The organism is Pantanalinema sp. (assembly GCA_036704125.1).
Classification (GTDB): Bacteria; Cyanobacteriota; Sericytochromatia; order S15B-MN24; family UBA4093; genus JAGIBK01.
The window spans coordinates 71,260-88,744 of the sequence record DATNQI010000102.1; the positions used below are offsets into that span (position 1 = coordinate 71,260).

General features: G+C 68.7%; 12 protein-coding genes. 5 read left to right on the top strand and 7 right to left on the bottom strand.

What is annotated here, in order from left to right:
• Positions 1 to 41: 41 nt before the first annotated feature.
• Complete coding sequence (locus tag V6D00_16575; GenBank protein HEY9900797.1) at positions 42 to 2,111, bottom strand: methyl-accepting chemotaxis protein; 2,070 nt, start codon at positions 2,109 to 2,111, stop codon at positions 42 to 44.
• Between the two features lie 402 nt (positions 2,112 to 2,513).
• Between V6D00_16575 and V6D00_16580 the strand changes: the two genes are divergently transcribed.
• The 4 genes from V6D00_16580 to V6D00_16595 all read left to right on the top strand — a co-directional run bounded on the left by V6D00_16580 (position 2,514) and on the right by V6D00_16595 (position 6,464).
• Complete coding sequence (locus V6D00_16580) at positions 2,514 to 3,671, top strand: phosphatidylserine/phosphatidylglycerophosphate/cardiolipin synthase family protein (GenBank protein HEY9900798.1); 1,158 nt, start codon at positions 2,514 to 2,516, stop codon at positions 3,669 to 3,671.
• A gap of 128 nt (positions 3,672 to 3,799) precedes the next feature.
• Positions 3,800 to 5,233: a dihydrolipoyl dehydrogenase gene (lpdA, locus tag V6D00_16585; GenBank protein ID HEY9900799.1), complete on the top strand. Its 1,434-nt coding sequence runs from the start codon at positions 3,800 to 3,802 to the stop codon at positions 5,231 to 5,233.
• Positions 5,208 to 5,879 (top strand): lipoyl(octanoyl) transferase LipB, encoded by a 672-nt coding sequence (gene lipB / locus V6D00_16590; GenBank protein ID HEY9900800.1) that lies wholly within the window; start codon positions 5,208 to 5,210, stop codon positions 5,877 to 5,879. Before lpdA ends, lipB begins: the two co-directional genes overlap by 26 nt.
• On the top strand, positions 5,880 to 6,464 hold the full coding sequence (locus V6D00_16595; GenBank protein ID HEY9900801.1) for a VTT domain-containing protein: 585 nt from the start codon (positions 5,880 to 5,882) through the stop codon (positions 6,462 to 6,464).
• On the opposite strand, the gene V6D00_16600 is transcribed toward V6D00_16595, so the two are convergent.
• The 6 genes from V6D00_16600 to V6D00_16625 all read right to left on the bottom strand — a co-directional run bounded on the left by V6D00_16600 (position 6,465) and on the right by V6D00_16625 (position 15,704).
• The gene (locus V6D00_16600) at positions 6,465 to 7,715 is read right to left on the bottom strand and encodes a hybrid sensor histidine kinase/response regulator (GenBank protein ID HEY9900802.1); all 1,251 of its coding nucleotides are present in this window, start codon (positions 7,713 to 7,715) and stop codon (positions 6,465 to 6,467) included.
• Complete coding sequence (locus V6D00_16605) at positions 7,705 to 9,987, bottom strand: response regulator (GenBank protein HEY9900803.1); 2,283 nt, start codon at positions 9,985 to 9,987, stop codon at positions 7,705 to 7,707. Before V6D00_16605 ends, V6D00_16600 begins: the two co-directional genes overlap by 11 nt.
• Before the next feature lie 60 nt (positions 9,988 to 10,047).
• Positions 10,048 to 10,743: a transglycosylase SLT domain-containing protein gene (locus V6D00_16610; GenBank protein HEY9900804.1), complete on the bottom strand. Its 696-nt coding sequence runs from the start codon at positions 10,741 to 10,743 to the stop codon at positions 10,048 to 10,050.
• A 198-nt stretch (positions 10,744 to 10,941) separates the two neighbouring features.
• Positions 10,942 to 13,236 carry an N-acetylmuramoyl-L-alanine amidase gene (locus V6D00_16615; GenBank protein ID HEY9900805.1) on the bottom strand — a complete coding sequence of 765 codons (2,295 nt, stop codon included), beginning with the start codon at positions 13,234 to 13,236 and terminating at the stop codon, positions 10,942 to 10,944.
• 8 nt (positions 13,237 to 13,244) lie between these two features.
• Positions 13,245 to 14,453 carry a class I SAM-dependent rRNA methyltransferase gene (locus tag V6D00_16620; GenBank protein ID HEY9900806.1) on the bottom strand — a complete coding sequence of 403 codons (1,209 nt, stop codon included), beginning with the start codon at positions 14,451 to 14,453 and terminating at the stop codon, positions 13,245 to 13,247.
• A gap of 6 nt (positions 14,454 to 14,459) precedes the next feature.
• Positions 14,460 to 15,704, bottom strand: a complete 1,245-nt coding sequence (locus V6D00_16625; protein HEY9900807.1) for a DUF1015 domain-containing protein — start codon at positions 15,702 to 15,704, stop codon at positions 14,460 to 14,462.
• A gap of 159 nt (positions 15,705 to 15,863) precedes the next feature.
• On the opposite strand from V6D00_16625, the gene V6D00_16630 reads away from it, so the two are divergent.
• The gene (locus tag V6D00_16630) at positions 15,864 to 17,258 is read left to right on the top strand and encodes a DEAD/DEAH box helicase (protein ID HEY9900808.1); all 1,395 of its coding nucleotides are present in this window, start codon (positions 15,864 to 15,866) and stop codon (positions 17,256 to 17,258) included.
• Positions 17,259 to 17,485 lie beyond the last annotated feature (227 nt).

Sequence of the window (17,485 nt, forward strand, 5' to 3'; positions counted from 1 at the left end):
TCCTCCGGGCTTCTCGCATGCTTGACGCTTTTCGGTCTCGGCTACACCCTCCCTGCCAGCATCAACGGCTTTTCGATCCTGAACGGGAGCGGAGTCTTTTCGCTCTCGTTCTTGAAGAAGGCGATCGCCTCCTGGAGCTGCTGAGCCTGATGGCTGAGTTCGTCGGCGGTGCTGGCGACCTGCTCGGTGGCCGTGGCGGCCTCCTGAGCGCTGCGGCTCAGGCTCTCCACGGCGATGACCACCTGGTCGGAGCCCTGGCGTTGCTCGGAGGTCGCGTAGGTCACGGTCCTGGCGAGCTGGTCGATCTCGCTGACCGCGCCGGTGACCTGCTGGTTGATAGAGGCCATCTGCTCGGCGGCCGTCACGATCTGGGAGCTTGCGCGCGCCTGCTCGCCAGAGGCGGCACTGATCTCGCCGAGGAGGGTCGCCACCTGCTGGGAGGCCGCCTTGATCATGGAAAGGGCCTCGCCGGTCTGCGAGGCGAGCTTGACGCCCTCTTCGACCTTGGTTGCGCCGTCGCGCGTGACGCCGACGGCCTCGGCGGTCTCCTTCTGAATGCCCTTGATGAGGTCGCCGATCTCGCGGGTGGCCTTGGCGGATCGCTCGGCGAGCTTGCGCACCTCGTCGGCGACCACCGCGAAGCCGCGGCCGGCCTCGCCGGCGCGGGCCGCCTCGATGGCGGCGTTGAGCGCCAGGAGGTTGGTCTGCTCGGCGATGTCGTCGATCACCTCGATGATCGCCCCGATCTCGCCCGAGCGCTGGTCGAGCATCTGGATGGTGCCCTGGATGCCTGTCATGGTCTCGGAGATGGCCTTCATGCCGGCCACGGTCTTGGCGACCGCCTGGTCGCCGGCGTTGGCGGCCTCGGCGGCCGAGCCGGAGGCCTGGTTTGCGTTCTCGACGTTGCCCGCGACCTGCTGGATGCTCGCGGCGAGCTCGGCTATCGAGCTTGAGGTCTGGGTGACGGCGGCGGCAAGCTCCTCGCTCTGGCCCTTGATCCGGGTGACCCTGTTGTTGAGGAGCTGGGTGCTGTCGTCCACCGACTTGATGTTGGCGGCCATCTGCTCCATGGCGGCCGAGGTCTCCTCGGCGCTCGAGGCCTGGACCGAGACGGTCTTCGAGAGCTCGGTGCTCGACGAGGCGATCTGTGCCGAGCCGTCGCCGACGGTGTCGGCGACCTGGCGCACCCGACTGACGATGTCGCGCAGGTTTGTCACCATCCGGGAGAGCGAGGTGCCCAAGGCGTCCTGGCCGCTACGCGGCGTCACCGTCACCGCCAGGTTGCCTCGAGCGACCTCGTCGGCAGCCGACGCCATCTCACCTAGATAGGAGACCATGGTCTGGAAACTGGCTGCCATTGAGCCCAGCTCGTCCTTGCTCCGAATGTCCAGTCGCTGGTTCAGCTCGCCGCGCGCGATCCCCTCGGCCGCCTCCCCTACGGCCCGAAGCCCGGAGGAAATCTGGTTGGCCAGAATGAGGGCGATCCCGACGCCGATCAGGGTCGCCACTACCATAAGGATCAGGCTGATCTGGCTGGACGAGCCGACCACGCCGTTGACCGTATGAAAGGAAGACTCGGAGTTGGCGAGACCGGTCTTGAAGCCCTCGTCTAGCAGGGCGACCGTGGTCTCGAACTTGGCCTTGGCGTTCTGGACCATGTTCTGGCGGGCTGCTTCGGGTTTGCCCTGCAACGCCAGTTGGTAGGTGATCTCCTTGGCCGGTAAATAGGCCTTGATGGCCTCCTCGAGCTTTCCTGCCAGCTGGCCTGGTCCCGCCTTCTCTGCCAGGGCGCGGTACTCGGTGATCTGTTCGAGCAGCTTGGCCTCGTCGTCATGGCCCTTGTCGACGGTCCGCTGGGCCGCCTCTCCCGACTGGCTAACGACCAGCGCAGCGGCGTAGCGCACGGCCATCAGCTTGTAGCGGATCGAAGCCAGCGAGGTGAGCCCCTTGACGTTGACCGAATACAGGGACTCCGTCTCTCGCTGGGTTTTGGAAAGGCCGTTGAGGGAGACGAGACTCACGATGAGCATGAGGACGGTGAATAAGAGTGCGGATCCGATGAGTTTGGATTTAATGGATCGCATAAATCGAGCCTCCTCGCTGGAAACCATAACGTATCATGGAAAATATTGTCATACAGGTTGAACTCGCCCCTAGGGACCAAAGTCCCTATTCGATCGGGGTTTATGTCCTTGGTGTTTTCCGCAATGCAATGCGGAATTGTTTGTAAGCTCGAGAAATTCGCAATTTTATTTAATGATTTACTTAATGGCAAAGATGGCAGGGGTGGGCCTGGATGGCCTGGTCATCAAGCTGCTGGAGAAACCGACCAAGCTCATGCTGGCCATGAGCTAGCAATCGGCAGGGTTTCAAAGCATCGGCCCCCGCGGTGAGCGGGGGCCGATGCTTTGGGGCATGGAATCCCCCGAACTTTCATCTGATTTTTACCCAGTTTTTCGCACGCCCGGCGATAGAGTCGATGGCACTGCTCGAACGCTTGCGGAGGACCGGGAATGAACAGCCTGCTTGCCCCCTCGAAACCCCGATCGACGACGCTTCGGCCGGTGCAGGGTGGCAATGCGGTTCGCAACGCCTTCACCGACGCGGACTCCCTTCAGGGCCTGTTGACGGACATCAAGGGCGCCAAGCGCAAGATCCAGTTCGAGACCTTCCTGCTCAACGGCGCCGATGGCCAAGCCGTCGTGGACGCCCTGATCACGCAGCACCAGGCGGGCGTGAAGGTGCAGGTGCTGATGGACGAGGGCGCCTCGGCCCTGGACAAGAATCGCCTCTACAAGCAGCTCAAGAGCGCCGGCATCGACGCGCGCTTCCTCCCCAAGATCGAGGGGGTGCCCTACTCGGTGGACCACACCAAGCTCTCGGTCATCGACGATCGCATCGTCTGGGCGGGCGGCGCCAACTTCGACAAAGAGAACAACCGGGACATGATGAGCCGCATCGAGGGCCCCGCCGTCGCTGATTTCCAGGACACCTTCGACGAGGGCTGGAAGCGTGCGGGCGGCACGAAGCTGAGCGTGGCGCGCGACGCCTCCGTCAAGGGGGACGTCTGGGTCGGCGTCTCGCAGAACAGCGCCGGCGAGAACAGCGCCCGCACCCAGGTGCTCGGGGAGCTGAAGCTCATGGGCAAGGGCGACGCGGTGGACGTCTGGATGATGGACCTTGCGGATCCGGCGGTGGTCGATGCCCTCCTCGAGGCCAAGGCCCGCGGCGCCGCGGTCCGGGTGCTGCTCGACCAGTCGGTGCCCTTCACCTCGGGAGGTTTCGCCGATCCTGCCATCAAGGCGATCGCGGGCGGCATCCCCGACCTCGGGGCCATCCCTCGCCTCCAGGAGGCCGGGATCGACGTCCGGCGCTACGTCCGCCCGGAAGGCGTGACCAAGCTTCACTCCAAGGTCTGGATCTTCACCGAGCAAGCCGGCAAGCAAGACGAGACCAGGCGGGTGATCGGCGGCTCGGTCAACGCCATCAAGGGGGCCTACGACTTCAACCACGAGCTGGGCTTCCTCATGTACGGCGGCGGGGTCGGAGCCGACGTCAAGGCGGCCTTCGAGCAGGACCTCGCCAGGCACTCCGAGCCCGTACCCCCCCTCTCGACCTGGGAGGGGATCAAGGCCAAGGCGGTCGGCTTCTTCACCAGGCACCTGATCTGAGCCCGGAATGACGGACTCCTTGAAGCCTCGGCCCTGGCCGGGGCTTTGATTTGTGCGTAAAATTGTGATTGCCCGCCGGCTGGCGAGGCCGCATTCAACCATTCACGTCCTTAGGAGACAACGCGTCCATGCAGAACAAGAAGGTCGAAGCCCTGGTGATCGGCGCCGGTCCCGGCGGTTACGTGGCAGCCATCCGCCTGGCGCAGCTCGGCAAGAAGGTTCTGCTGGTCGAGAAGGCTCAGCTCGGCGGCGTCTGCCTCAACGTGGGCTGCATCCCCTCAAAGGCCCTCATCACCGCGGCCAAGACGGTCGAGAAGCTCAAGAAGGTCGACCAGATGGGGATCACCGTGGGCGGCTTCTCGGTGGACTTCCCGAAGATGATCGGCTGGAAGGACGGCATCGTGAAGAAGCTGACCGGCGGCGTGGGCCAGCTGGTCAAGGGCAACGGCGGCGAGGTGCTCTACGGCACCGCCACCTTCAAGACCGCCAACCAGGTCGAGGTCATGACCAACGACGGCCCGGTGCTGGTCGTGGCCCAGAGCGTCATCGTCGCCACGGGCAGCCGCCCCATCGAGATCCCGGGCTTCGCCTTCGACGGCAGGCGCGTCATCTCGTCGACCGAGGCCCTCTCCCTCTCCGAGATCCCCAAGCGCCTGGTGGTCATCGGCGGCGGCTACATCGGGCTCGAGATGGGCATGATGTACGCCAAGCTCGGCGCGCAGGTCACGGTCGTCGAGCGCCTGGGCCAGGTCCTGCCCGGTTTCGACCCCGAGATCGCGCAGCTGCTCGGCCGCCAGCTCAAGAAGCTGGGCGTCGAGGTCCTGCTCGATACCGCGGCCAAGGGCTACGTGGATGGCCCCATGGGCGCCAGGGTCCAGCTCGAGCAGAACGGCAAGCCCCTCGAGGTCGAGGCCGATCGGATCCTCGTGACGGTGGGCCGCAGACCCAACTCCGAAGGGCTCGGCCTCGAGCGCGTGGGGGTGCGCATCGATGCCAGGGGCTTCGTGAGCACCGACAAGCAGATGCGCACCAACGTGCCCGGGATCTACGCCATCGGGGACCTGGCAGGTCAGCCCATGCTCGCCCACAAGGCCTCCAAGGAGGCCGAGGTGGCCGCCGAGGTCATCGCCGGCCACCCGGCCGCCATGGACGTCAAGGCGATCCCCGCGGTGGTCTTCACCGATCCCGAGATCGGCTCGGTGGGGCTCTCCGAGGCCGAGGCCAAGGCACAGGGCTTCGACGCCGTCGTCGGCAAGTTCCCCTTCGCGGCCCTGGGCCGGGCCATGACCACCGGCGAGACCGAGGGCTTCGTCAAGGTCGTGGCCGACCGCAAGACCCAGGAGGTGCTGGGCGTCCACATCGTCGGGCCCGAGGCATCGAACCTGGTGGCCGAGGCGGGGCTCGCCCTCGAGATGGGGGCCTTCATCGACGACCTGAGCCTCACGGTTCACGCCCACCCGACGCTCGCCGAGGGGATCATGGAGGCCGCCAAGGCCGCCATCGGCGAGGCGATCCACGTCATGAACAAGGACACCCGTGAGCCGGCCGCTGCGGGTCGCTGACCTCGGGCGCCTCCCCTACCCCGAGGCCTGGGAGATCCAGAAGGAGCTGGTGAACCTGCGGGCGGACGACCTCATCGAGGACCACCTGCTTCTGCTCGAGCACGAGCCGGTCATCACCCTGGGCCGCAAGGCCGACCCCGCCGAGCACGTCTGCGAGGCGGGGAAGGGCGTGCCGACCTTCGAGATCGAGCGCGGGGGCGAGGCCACCTATCACGCCCCGGGGCAGCTGGTGGGCTACTTCATCCTCAAGCTGGACGGCCCCGAGCGGGACCTGCACCGCCTCCTTCGCAACATCGAGGAGATCCAGATCCGGGCCCTTTCGCGCTGGGGGATCGAGGCAGGCCGTAACCCGGGCAAGACCGGGGTCTGGGTGGGCGATCGCAAGATCTCCTCGATCGGGGTCGCGGTGCGCCGCTGGGTCTCCTACCACGGTCTGGGCCTCAACGTCTCCACGGACCTGAGCGGCTTCCGGGCGATCCGCCCATGCGGGATGGAGGCTGGGGTCATGACCTCCATGGAGGACCTGCTCGGCAAGCCGGTCGCCATGGACGAGGTCAAGGCCGCGATCGCCGCCGAGGCCGCCGCCGTGCTCGGGCGAACCGCGCTTGCCGCCGATCCGGAGCTTTTCGACCGCCGGGCGAAGTAGGTGGAGGCGAGCTGGGCCGCGGCCCTGCCGACCTTGCCCGAGATCCGGGGCTGGAGCCACGCGCTCGGAGCGTTCGCGCCGCTCGCCATGGTGGGGGCCATGACCCTCCAGCAGCTCCTCCCGCTCTTCCCGGGGGGCCTCCTGATCGCCCTGTCGGGCACCCTGTTCGGCCTGCCCCTGGGCCTTGGGGTCGTCACCGTCGGCACCCTCTGCGCGTCGGCCGCCTGCCACGCCGTGGGGCGGGGCCCGGCGCGCTCGGTGATTCATCGCTTCGCGGGGGACGTCCGGATGCGGGCGGTGGAGGCGCGCCTCGCGCACCACGGGGTGCCCACGGTCGCGGTGATCCGGGCCTTCCCCTTCGTCCCCTCCTACGTCGTGAGCTACGGGGCGGGCATTGCCGGGGTGCCCCTGCGGACCTACCTGCTGGGCTCGCTCATCGGCACGATGCCCGGCAACTTCCTGCACGTCCTGCTCGGCGATCGCATCCTCAACCCGCGCGATCCGCTCTTCTGGGCCTCGATGGGGGGCCTGGCGCTGCTCGCCCTGAGCTCGTTTCTGGTCGAGCGCCGCCTTCGCAGGCGCTGATCAGCCCAGGACCTCCGCGCCCGCCGCGCCGGGGGCCATCAAGACGCCTCGGGGCCCGGTGAGCGGCAGGGAGAACCAGAAGGTCGAGCCCTTCCCCTCCGCGCTCAGCACGCCGATCTGCCCGCCGTGCGCCTCCACCACCGCCTTGCAGATGGTCAGCCCCAGCCCGATGCCGCCGGCCTCGCGGGTCGTGCTCATGTCGAGCTGCTTGAAGGGGGTGAAGACGTGGGGGATGGCCTCGGCCGCGATGCCGCTGCCCGTGTCCACCACCTCCGTGACCAGGAGGTCCTCGTCGAAGCGCGCCTTGACGGTGACGCGTCCGCCCGGTGGGGTGAACTTTATCCCGTTGGAGATGAGCTGGCTGAGGACCTGGTGCATGCGCTGGCCGTCCAGCACCACGGGCTGACTCAACCGCACGTCGCTCGCGAGCGCGATCCCCTTGGCGTCCGCCTCGGGCCGCATGCGCTCGATGGCCTGGCCGACGAGCGCCCGGTAGTCGTGGGGGTGAGGGGTGAACTTGAGCCTGCCCGCCTGGATCGAGGCGACGTCGAGCAGGTTGCTCACCAGGCCCTCGAGGCGGTTTGCCCCCTCGAGCATCTTGGTGAGGTAGAGCGTTTGCTCGTCATTGAGCTTGCCTGCCGCTCCCTCGACGAGCAGGCTCCCGAAGCCCGAGATGAAGTTGAGCGGGGTGCGCAGCTCGTGGCTTATCACCGAGAGGAAGTCGTCCTTGTAGCGATCGGCGCGCTGCAGGGCCTCGTAGGCGAGCTCGAGCTTGTGGGCGCGGGCCTGCAACTGGGCGTGCGCGTCGCGCAGCTCGTGGGTTCGCTGCGCGACCTCGTCCTCCAGCACCTGGGCGCGCGCTTCGAGGGCGTCGCGGGCGGCCTTCAGCTCCAGGAGGGTGCGCACGCGCACCGTGACCTCGCCCCGGTCGATGGGCTTGGTCAAGAACTCCTGGGCGCCGAGCTGGAGGGCCCTGAGGCGCGCCTCTCGCTCGGTGTTGGCCGTCACGACGACGACGGGGAGGAAGCCCCCGTGCCGCGTGGCGAGGCGCTTGAGCACCTCGAAGCCGTCCATCGCGGGCATCATGAGGTCCAGGAGCATCAGGTCGGGAGGATCCCTCTCGATCATGGCGAGCGCCTCCTGGCCGTCGCGGGCTTCCGAGACGCGGTGGCCCGCGCGGCGCAGCAGCTGCCTGAGCAGACCCCGGTTGTCCGCCTCGTCGTCCACCACCAGCACGTGCTTAGCTGTCATTTGGCGACCTCTTTCGATGGGTGGCGCCCACGGTGGGATACTGCCGGATCGCATCCAGCAAGGGCTTCAGGTCCTCGCCCGTGGCCTCCGCGCGCTTGCCCTTCTGGATGATCCGGCGCGCGCCGCTCAGGCGCTGGCTATCGGCTTCGCTCAGCTGCTTGGCGGTGACGATGACGACCGGGATGCCGCGGGTGCGCGGGTCCGCGCGGATCCGCGCGAGGACCTCGAACCCGTCCATCTCGGGCATCATGAGGTCGAGGATGATGAGCGCGGGGGGCCGGGCCGCGATCTGCCTGAGGGCCTCGAGGCCGTCCGCGGCCTCGCGCAGCGGGCGGCCCTCGCGCTCGAGCAACTGGCGGTAGAGCTGGCGGGCCTCGGGGTCGTCGTCCACCACCAGCGCGTCGCCTTCGATCGAAGGCGCGCCGCCGAGGCGATCGAGCGTCTCTTTGAGCAAGGTGCGATCGAGCGGCTTGGTGAGATAGGCGGAGGCCCCCAGGGCGTAGCCCACGGCCCGGTTCTCGATGAAGCTCAGGATGACGACGGGGATCTCGGCGGTCGCAGGGTCCGCCTTGAGGCGGCTCAGCACCGTCCAGCCGTCCTGGATCGGCATCAGGACGTCCAGGATGATGGCGAAGGGGCGCAGCTCCTGGGCCAGGCGCAGCCCCGCCTCCGCGCTGGTGGCCGACACCACGTGGTACCCGCTGCCCTTGAGGTTCTCGGCGACCAGGAAGAGCGCCTCGGGGTTGTCGTCGATGGCGAGCACGGTGGGCTTGCCGTCATCGGCGCTCAGCATGGTAATCGGAAGGCCGGGGACAGGGGGGCTCGGCGGGGTTTCGCCGGGGCAGTGGCGCGGCAGGCGCAGGGTGAAGGTGCTTCCCAGGCCCGGCGTGCTCTCGAGCGTCAGCTCGCCGCCCAGCAGGTGGGCGAGCTTGCGCGAGATGGCGAGCCCCAGCCCGGTTCCGCCCGCCGCGCGCGTCGTGGTGGAATCCACCTGCCTGAACGTCTCGAAGACCAGCTCCTGGTGCTCGGGCGCGATGCCGACCCCCGTGTCGCTGACCGCGACCGTCCAGTCGTCCGTTCCCCGGGCGGCGAGGCTCACCTTGACGCCTCCTTGGGGGGTGAACTTGATCGCGTTGGAGACGAGGTTGAGGAGGATCTGGCGGATCTTGGCCTCGTCGGAAACCACGAAGCCCACCTCCGCTCCCCCCTCGCCGGTGAGGCTCAGCCCCTTGGCCCGCGCGAGCGGCGCGGCGATGCCTATGATCGCCTGCACCGTGTCGGACGGCAGGAAGGGCTCCGGGTGGATCGCCAGCTTGCCCGACTCGACCTTGGAGAGGTCGAGGATGTCGTTGATCAGCGCCAGGAGGTGCTTGGCGTTCTTGACGACCGTCTGGAGGTTGCTCCGGTTGAGCGCTGCGAGGGGCTGCTCGTCGTCGGTGAGCACCAGCTCGGTGTAGCCGATGACCGAGTTGAGCGGGGTGCGCAGCTCGTGGCTCATGGTGGCCAGGAACTCGCCCTTGAGGCGGTTGGCGCTCTCCAGCTGGGAGGTGGTGACGGCGAGGTCGGCGACCCGCTTCTCGAGGGCGCAGTTGGCCACGAGCAGCCGGCGCTTCATGTCCTGGTAGCGATCCTCGAGGATCCGGTACTGGCGCACGCTGAAGAGGGCGAAGAAGGAGAGGGTGAGCAGGAAGCCCGCCGCGGCCAGGGTGGCCGTGATGCGCCCCTGGTACTCCAGGGCGCCTTGCCGCTCGGCGCCCGCTCTGCTCTCTTCCGCGTTGATCTGTCCGAGCAGGCCGCGCATGCTCGCCATGAGCCGCTCGCCCCGCCCCTGGCGGATGCTCTCGAGCCACTGAGGGTCCCCGGCGCGTTTCAGGTCGCGCTCGTGCTGGGCGTTCGCGTACCACTGGGCCTCGAGGCGCCGGATCCCCTCGGCCTGGGCCACCTGGGTCGGGGAGTCGGAAAGCAGCCTGGACAGGTTGCCGAGCTCGCGCTCGACGCGCGGCACGCCGTTGATGAGCGGCTTGGCGAAGCGCATGTCGCCGGTGATGAGAAACCCGCGATGCGCCGATTCGATCTGCGCCAGCAGGGCGGCGACCAGGTTCGACTGGCGACGGACCTCGATGCTGCGGGTGAGCCACGCGCCCTGGTCGAAGACCTGCCCCAGCTCCCAGGCGAGCAAGAGCCCGATCAGCGTCAGCACCCCGAGAGGTACCGCGCTGTTGAGGATCAGGATGCGCCGGATGTCGGCCTCTGCTTCGATTCGCTGCGTCATGCCGCGAATGGTACGCTTCGCGCTCGCGCCATTCCAGCGCCGAGAGAGGGTTATCGGGGGCTAGCGCGAGAGGCCGGGAGAAACGGGCAGCGAGGAGGTCGCGTCCATGGGCCCGAGATCCGCCTGCATAGCGGCCTGGTTGACCTCGCTCATGGCGGGCAGGGCCTCGGCGGGGCGCGGGGCTTGGGGCGCGGATCCTGCGACCATCGCGCTCTCGGAGGCGCCAGGCAGCAGGTAGCGCTTCATGATGATCTCGGAGTAGCGCGAGCGATAGATACCGCGCGAGACCACGGCCCGGGGGCCCATGTTGTAGGCCACCAGGGCGCGGTGATTGATGGCGCTGGGGTCGAGGCCCGGGTACTGGGCCACCATGCGATCGAGGTACCAGGCGAGGATCCGGCAGCCGAGATCCAGGTTGGTGGCCGTGTCGAACCACTTGGAGCGAGGGATGCCCCTGCGGCTGAAGTGGAAGGGCATGACCTGCATGAGCCCGTGCGCCCCCACGTGGCTGACCTCGCGCGGGTTGTACTCGCTCTCCAGCCGGATGACCCGCGCGACCAGCAAGGGGTCCAGCTTCCACTTCTTGGCCGCCTGCTCGACGTGCCAGGCGAAGCGCTTGGCCTTGTCCTCGCCCGCCACCGACTTGATGTACTGGTAGGTGGGGTTCGGGTTCTCGGAGGCGGCCGCGCGGGCCATGGTCGGCAGCGAGGTGGTGGCGATGATCAGGCCGAGGGCCATGGAGAGGGCAGGACGCAATTCGAGGAACTCCTATGATCGGGCAGGCAAGGTCCATTCAAAATACCCGGCCGGGAGCCGGCGAATACCGCTCGAGCGAAGGTTCTTGCCGTATGTTGACGTCGGCGCAAGCGTCGTGTCATCCGGGGGAAACAATGCGGTCGATCGGCCTTAACAACATGCCAGCTTGGTTGCTTGCTGTAAAGCCTGCTCGGTGATTTACTGCGGGGAGGGTGGGCTGAGCGTCAGGTCGCGGACCTCGCCCTCGGCGAGGGTCACGCTCTGGCGCAGCACCGCGCCGTCGGCGAGGACGAGGGCCACCTCATGCTTGCCCGGCTCGAGATGGGCGAAGCGCCAGCGCCCCTCGGCGTCCGTCTGGCCGTTCCACAGGCCGTCGAGCGTGACAAGGGCGTTGCCCAGGGGCAAGCCGCCGGCTTGCACCCGCACGGCGAGGCTCGCCGCCTGGGGCGGCTTGGGCAAAAGACCGAGCAGGATGCCGTAGGCCTCCTTGCGCGCCGAGGCCGCCGGATCGTCGGCCGAGAGGCCCTGGATGCCGTGGGTGACGGTCACCGAGGGGCAGCTGGTCTGGATCAGGACGTAGGTCGAGTCGGGGGCCGTCGTGCCGTCCTTCAGGGCGCCGTCGTAGGCGAGCAGGGCCTCGCGCACGGCGATTGCGACCTGCTTGCCCTTGGCGCTGGTCGGATAGTGGGAGGTGCGGACGCTGTCGCTCGCATGGTGGCCGATGGTGAGGAACAGCCCGGCTCCCTGGGCGTTGGCCGCGCGGATCCGCTGGATGTCGCCAGGGCCTTCGTCGAGCCCTCGGGTGAGCTGCACCCGGGCGCCTGCCGTTTCCAGGTAGCCTCTGAGGTGATCGGCCACCAGCCAGTTGTATCCGGAAAGCCGGCGCCTGAGCGGATCGCGCTCCTCGCTGCCCCCTTCCGGGTTGAGGACGATGAGCTGGTCGCGCAGCGCGGCCGGGGCGATCGCCGCCAGGCGCACCTCGAGCTCGCGGGGGGCCGAGAGCGAGTGGGTCTGCGGGCGATAGCCCGGCAGCGAGACGCGCACCTCCTTGAGGCCGGCAGGAAGCGTCTCGAAAAGCCAGTAGCCGCTCTCGTCGCTCGCGGTGACGAGGCGATCCGTCGCGCCCACCGCGACGACGGCGGCGCGCTCGAGCGGCTGCGACTCGGAGCCGAGCACGCGCCCCATCAGGACGAACGAGCGGGCGGCGGGCAGCGGGTAGCGGCCTGAAGCCGTGCCCGCCTTGGCCGTCACGACCAGCTTGGGCTTGGGGGCGCGGACGTGGTTGGTCGCCATACCGCGCGTGGTGCGCGTCTGCTGCCAGGTGAGGCCGCCCCCATCGAGCTGCCAGGTCACGGCCGTGCCGTCGGCCACCGGCAGGCCCATGGCGTCGAGCACCCGGGCGCGCAGCGGCAGCATGCCGTCGTCGGGGAGGGAGGAAAGGGGGCTCTGCAGGCGGATCTCGGCGGCGGGACGATCGACCGTGAAGGTGAGCGTGCGCAGCGGGGCGGCGTTGCCTCCCACGTTCCGCGCCGTGAGGGTCGCCGTGTGAGGGCCGTTGGCAAGCGGCTCCTTGAGGGTGTGGCGCACGGTGCGGGTCTCAAGGTCGTAGAGGGCGCCTAGCCTGGTGCCGTCCAGGAAAAGGCTGACCGAGGCCGGGTCGATGGCGCCGCCTCCGCCGTCGAGGCGGGCGGTTAGGGTCGTGCGCGAAGCGTCCGGGCTCGCTTGCTGGTTGAAGGCGACGACGCGCGGGGTCCCCTTGGCGAAGTAGTCGAGGATCCCGGCGAAGTAGGCCTGGGCCTCGAGCAGCTGCTTCTCGGGCGATCGCAGCTTGGCCTCGGTCGAAGGGTGGGACAGGTAGGAGGCCTCCCCGAGGATGGCGGGGACCTCGGCGTTGCGCAGCACGGCGTAGTTGCCGGGCACCAGCTTCTCCTGGGGCAGGCCCAGGTTGCGCAGGAGGTGGCGGTGGATGCTGGCGGCCGCGTCGGCCGAGGGGCCGGGGTCGTCCATCTTGTAGTAGGTCTCGGTCATCAGGCGCTCGTGCTTGGGGTCGAGCGTGGCGTTGTGGTGGACCGAGAGGAAGAGGTCGGCCTGGGCGGCGTTCGCGATCGCGATGCGCGCCTTGAGGTCGTCGGCGAGGCCCGAGCCGGCGGGGGCCACGCCGGTGTCGCCCTCGCGGGTCAGGATGACCCTGGCGCCCGCCTCGCGAAGCAAGGAGGCGAGGGCCTTGCCCACCCCCAGGTTGACCTCCTTCTCCGTCAGGCCGGCGGGGCCGACGGTGCCCGACTCCTTGCCGCCGTGGCCGGGGTCCACCACGATCACCCGCCCCTTGAGCGGGGTCTGGCCGGGCCCGGGCAGGGCATCGACCAGGGCGTCGTAGGTCCGGTCGACGACGGGGGTGGGGACGTCCTGGTCGCCTCTGGCGAGGGTCGCAGCACAGCCGGACACGGTGAGCGTCAGGGCGACGAGGCCGGAGAGGAGGCGCAGGCCGTGCATTCGAACTCCTAGTGGACGGTGCCGTAGAAGCACTTCAGGTAGTTGGTCTCTGAGGCCGCGGGCAGGATGGGGTGGTCCATGCCGGCCCCTTGCAGGGCGAGCATGCGCAGGCGCTTGTACGAGTCCACCGCGGCTTCCTGGATGATCTCGACGAAGTGGCTCGGGTTGATGTGGTGCGAGCAGGAGGCGCTGACCAAGAGGCCGCCCGGCTTGAGCAGGCGCATGCCGCGCAGGTTGATCTCCTTGTAGCCGCGCACCGCACCGGGGATCGAGTCCTTGGTCTTGGTGAAGGCGGGAGGATCGAGGATCACCACGTCGAACTTCTCGCCCGACTTCTCGAGCTCGCGCAGGTAGTCGAAGGCGTTGGCGACCACCCACTTGCAGCGGTCCTCTACGCCGTTGAGCTTGGCGTTTGCCTCGCCCAGCGCGATCGCCTCGGCCGAGATGTCCACGCTCACCACCTCGCTGGCGCCGCCGACCGCCGCCGCCATCGAGAAGCCGCCCGAGTAGCTGAAGCAGTTCAGGACGCGCTTGCCCTTGCTCAGCTCGCCGAGCCTGAGGCGATTGGGGCGCTGGTCGAGGAAGAAGCCGGTCTTCTGGCCGGTGGGGATGTCGATGTTGAGCCGGTAGGGGCCCTCCTGGATCGAGAGGTCGCTGGGCGGCTCCTCGCCCCAGAGCACGCCGGTGCGCTGCTCCAGGCCCTCGAGACGCCGGACGGGCACGTCGCTGCGCTCGTAGATCCCCTTGGGCTTCACCAGCTCGGCCAGGAGCTCGACGATCTCGGCAAGCCGGACCTCGATGCCGTGCGAGAGCACCTGGATCGAGAGGTAGTCGCCGTACTTGTCCACGATGAGGGCCGGCAGGCCGTCCGCCTCGCCGTTGACCAGGCGGCAGGCGTCGGTGCCCGAGACGTACTCGGCGCGCAGGGCGATCGCCTCTTGCAGGCGCTTCTTCCACCATTCGCGGTCGATCACCTCGTCGAGCCGGCGGTTCAGGAGGCGCACCAGGATGTTGGAGTTGACGTTGCAGTACCCCTGGCCCATGAACTTGCCGCGCGAGTCGTAGACCTCCACGATCTGGCCGTGGGCCTCGGCGGGGGGCTTCTCGAGGACCTCGCCGGAGAAGACCCAGGGGTGGCCGGCGCGCACGCGCTCGTCGCGGTTGCGCTTGAACTGGACGCGGTAGCGGGTGGTCGTGCGTTCGGAAGTGGCGGTCATGGCGTGCTAGATGGTCCCTTCGAGGTGATGAAAGACGAGCCCGGTGGGCGCCTTGGGAAGGATCTCCGCGGTGCGGGCGGGGGCGGTGGCCCGGGGGGCGGCTTCGAGCCGGGGGGGGGGCAGCAGGAAGGCCAGGTCGAACTCGCCCGAGCCCATCCCCACCAGCACCTCGCGCACCTCCCGGGCGTACGAGACGGCGCCGTCCGCCGGACTCAGGCCCAGGACCCCCGAGAGCACCCGGTCGTGAAGCTGCTCGGCCTCGAGGCCGTCCTCCTTGGGGGAGAGGGCGTAGTACGTCCGCTCGCTGGTGCGCAGCATGCCGAGCCTCGAGGCGCCGTCGTGGAGCGCGCTGAGCTGCTCGGGGTCGGGGCGATCGTCCGAGAGGGCGTGCGGCTGGATGTCGTAGTGGGGCGAAAGCCGCTCCAGGAAGTCGGCCGGCACCTGTGGCGCCTTGACCAGGCGGTGGACGGCAGAGAGGCGCAGCCCGGGATCCTCGGTGTCCACCAGGAGCATCATGGCGTAGTTGTGGAGGCCGTTCGCGGCGTCCGCGCCGTTGGCGTTGAGGTGGTCGCGGTAGGCGAGGGCCGCCTCGTAGCGGTAGAGGTCGTCGGCGAGGTAGAGGGGGCTGGTCGCAAGCGCCTCCTGCACCCGCTCGATGAGGCCGGGGTCGATCAGGCGCCAGAGGCGGTGCTGCTCGCCCTCCTCGTCGGTGAGCGAGAGGAAGGGGGGCATGGCCTTCTCCTCGAGCAGGATCTCGGCGGCGAGCTGATCGGGATCCTCGTAGAGGGCCACGATGGGGGCCATCTCCACGTGGGTGGCCTTGAGCAGCGCGAGCCGATCCAGCGTGAGGTCGGGCCGGGGAGCATCCATCACGCGGACGTTGCCGGTCTCGATGTCCTCGAGCCTCACCAGGGCCAAGAGGCCGAGGCGGTTCTCGGTGTCGTCGCCGTCCGGCGCGATGAACTCCTGCTCGTAGATGTAGAAGCCCGGGATCTCGTCCCGGCGCAGGATGCCCTCCGAAAGCCACCGGGTCATGGTCTCGGCGGCACGGCTGTGGCGGTTGATCACCGCGTCGTCGTCCGGGTCGTCCTGGCCGTAGTCCAGGCGCACCGCGTTGTGCGGATGGCGCAGGTAGTAGCGGAAACGCTCCTGCTCGCTCAGCGCGTGGCGCGGCGGGCAGAGCACGCCTGACAGGTTCGGCACGTTGCCCATGTGGTAGCGGATGCCGCGGAAGGGGTGCAGTTCAGCCATCGTCGCCTCTTCAAGCAAAAGAGCATCTAACAAAACCAGGCATGTTACGACCGTGGCCGCCGTGGGCGGCTAGGCGGAACAGTTTTGTTAGACGCTCTAAAGACCATCCATGTTACACGGCGCCGGATACGCTCGCAAGCACGGGCGATCCCGCGTAGAATGGGAAGGTCCCCCGAGCGCCGAGCTCAAGTAGAGGCCGTGATGACCGTCGAAACCACCTTTGAATCCTTCAAGCTGCGCGAGGAATTGCTCGCCGGTCTGCGTCGCCGGGGCTTCAAGCACCCGACCCCGATCCAGGCGCTCGTGATCCCCGAGGTCGGCAAGGGGCGCGACCTCATCGTCCAGGCCCAGACCGGCTCGGGCAAGACCCTGGCCTTCGGCTTGCCGCTCCTGGACCGCGAGCCGGTGGACGAGAAGGCGCCGAGCGTGCTCGTCATGGCGCCGACCCGCGAGCTCGCCAAGCAGATCCGCACCGAGCTGATGAGCATCCTCGGCGGCCTCGAGCGCCGGGTCGTGGCCCTCTCGGGCGGCGAGAGCCTCGACAAGCAGGTGGACCAGCTCAAGCGCGGCGCCCACGTGGTCGTCGGCACCCCCGGGCGCATGGTGGACCTCCTGAAGCGCGGCGCCCTCAACCTCAAGCACGTCCGGACCGTCGTGCTCGACGAGGCCGACGAGATCCTCGCCAAGGGCTTCGAGCAGGAGCTGCTGGCCCTGGTCGAGCGGATGCCCCAGGCGCGGCACACCATGCTCTTCTCGGCGACCATGCCCTCGGCGGTCCAGCGCCTGGCGGACGCGGCCCTCAACAACCCGCACCGGATCAAGGTGGCGCATGCCCCCGAGACCCCGCCCGAGATCGACCACTTCATGCTGGAGACCAAGGACGAGTTCCGCCTGGCGGCCCTGGTCTCGTGGCTCAAGGCCGAGCGTCCCTTCATGACGATGGTCTTCTGCCGCACCCGCATCGAGACCGAGTGGCTCTCCGCGCAGCTCTCGCTTCTGGGTCTCGACAACGAGTACTTGAGCGGTGAGCTCTCGCAGGCCAAGCGCAGCCGCATCCTCGACGCCTTCCGCAGCGGCGATCTGCCCCTGCTCATCGCCACCGACCTCGCGGCGCGCGGCATCGACGTGGAGGGCGTGACCCACGTGGTCAACTACACGGTGCCCACCCACACCGAGACCTACGTCCACCGCACGGGCCGCACGGGCCGCGCGGGGCGGCGCGGCGTCGCCCTGACGCTGGTCGGCACCCAGGAGCGCAACGCCCTCCAGGCGATCCAGAAGCTGGTGCCCATCGAGGCCTGGCGCGGGCTGAAGGTGGATCCCCTGCCGCGCAACCGCGCCCTGACGACCGAGGCGCCCAGCCGCCCGTCGCGCGCGGCGCACGGCACCAAGCCCGCCCCCGGCAGGCCCGTGGCGAAGGCCGCTCCGGGCAAGGCCGCCGTCACCAAGGCCGCCCCGGCGAAGGGCCCCAAGAAGCCCGCAGGCCCCGCCAAGCCGGGCAAGCCCGCCAAGGCCGGCTCCCCCAAGCAGGGGCAGACCCGGGGCCGCCGCTAGCAAAAAAAACTTCCCCGCCCCACCAGGGGGCGGGGTTAGGGGTGGGGGGATCCAACCGTTCCGAGTCCCGGTCCCGGCTAGAGGATCACCGAGGCGATCGCCGCGAAGTGCGCGATGCTCGCGGCGATGACCAGCGCGTGGAAGATCTCGTGGTAGCCGAAGACCGCAGGCCACGGGTCGGGCCGCTTCAGCGCGTAGACCACGGCCCCCAGGGCGTAGAGGATCCC

Bases quoted from the DNA above. Each gene is read 5' to 3' on its own strand.
- V6D00_16620 (HEY9900806.1), bottom strand. From the start codon at position 14,453: ATGACCGCCACTTCCGAACGCACGACCACCCGCTACCGCGTCCAGTTC.
- V6D00_16605 (HEY9900803.1), bottom strand. From the start codon at position 9,987: ATGACGCAGCGAATCGAAGCAGAGGCCGACATCCGGCGCATCCTGATC.
- V6D00_16575 (HEY9900797.1), bottom strand. From the start codon at position 2,111: ATGGTTTCCAGCGAGGAGGCTCGATTTATGCGATCCATTAAATCCAAA.
- V6D00_16580 (HEY9900798.1), top strand. From the start codon at position 2,514: ATGAACAGCCTGCTTGCCCCCTCGAAACCCCGATCGACGACGCTTCGG.
- V6D00_16600 (HEY9900802.1), bottom strand. From the start codon at position 7,715: ATGACAGCTAAGCACGTGCTGGTGGTGGACGACGAGGCGGACAACCGG.
- V6D00_16615 (HEY9900805.1), bottom strand. From the start codon at position 13,236: ATGCACGGCCTGCGCCTCCTCTCCGGCCTCGTCGCCCTGACGCTCACC.
- V6D00_16630 (HEY9900808.1), top strand. From the start codon at position 15,864: ATGGGAAGGTCCCCCGAGCGCCGAGCTCAAGTAGAGGCCGTGATGACC.
- lpdA (HEY9900799.1), top strand. From the start codon at position 3,800: ATGCAGAACAAGAAGGTCGAAGCCCTGGTGATCGGCGCCGGTCCCGGC.
- V6D00_16625 (HEY9900807.1), bottom strand. From the start codon at position 15,704: ATGGCTGAACTGCACCCCTTCCGCGGCATCCGCTACCACATGGGCAAC.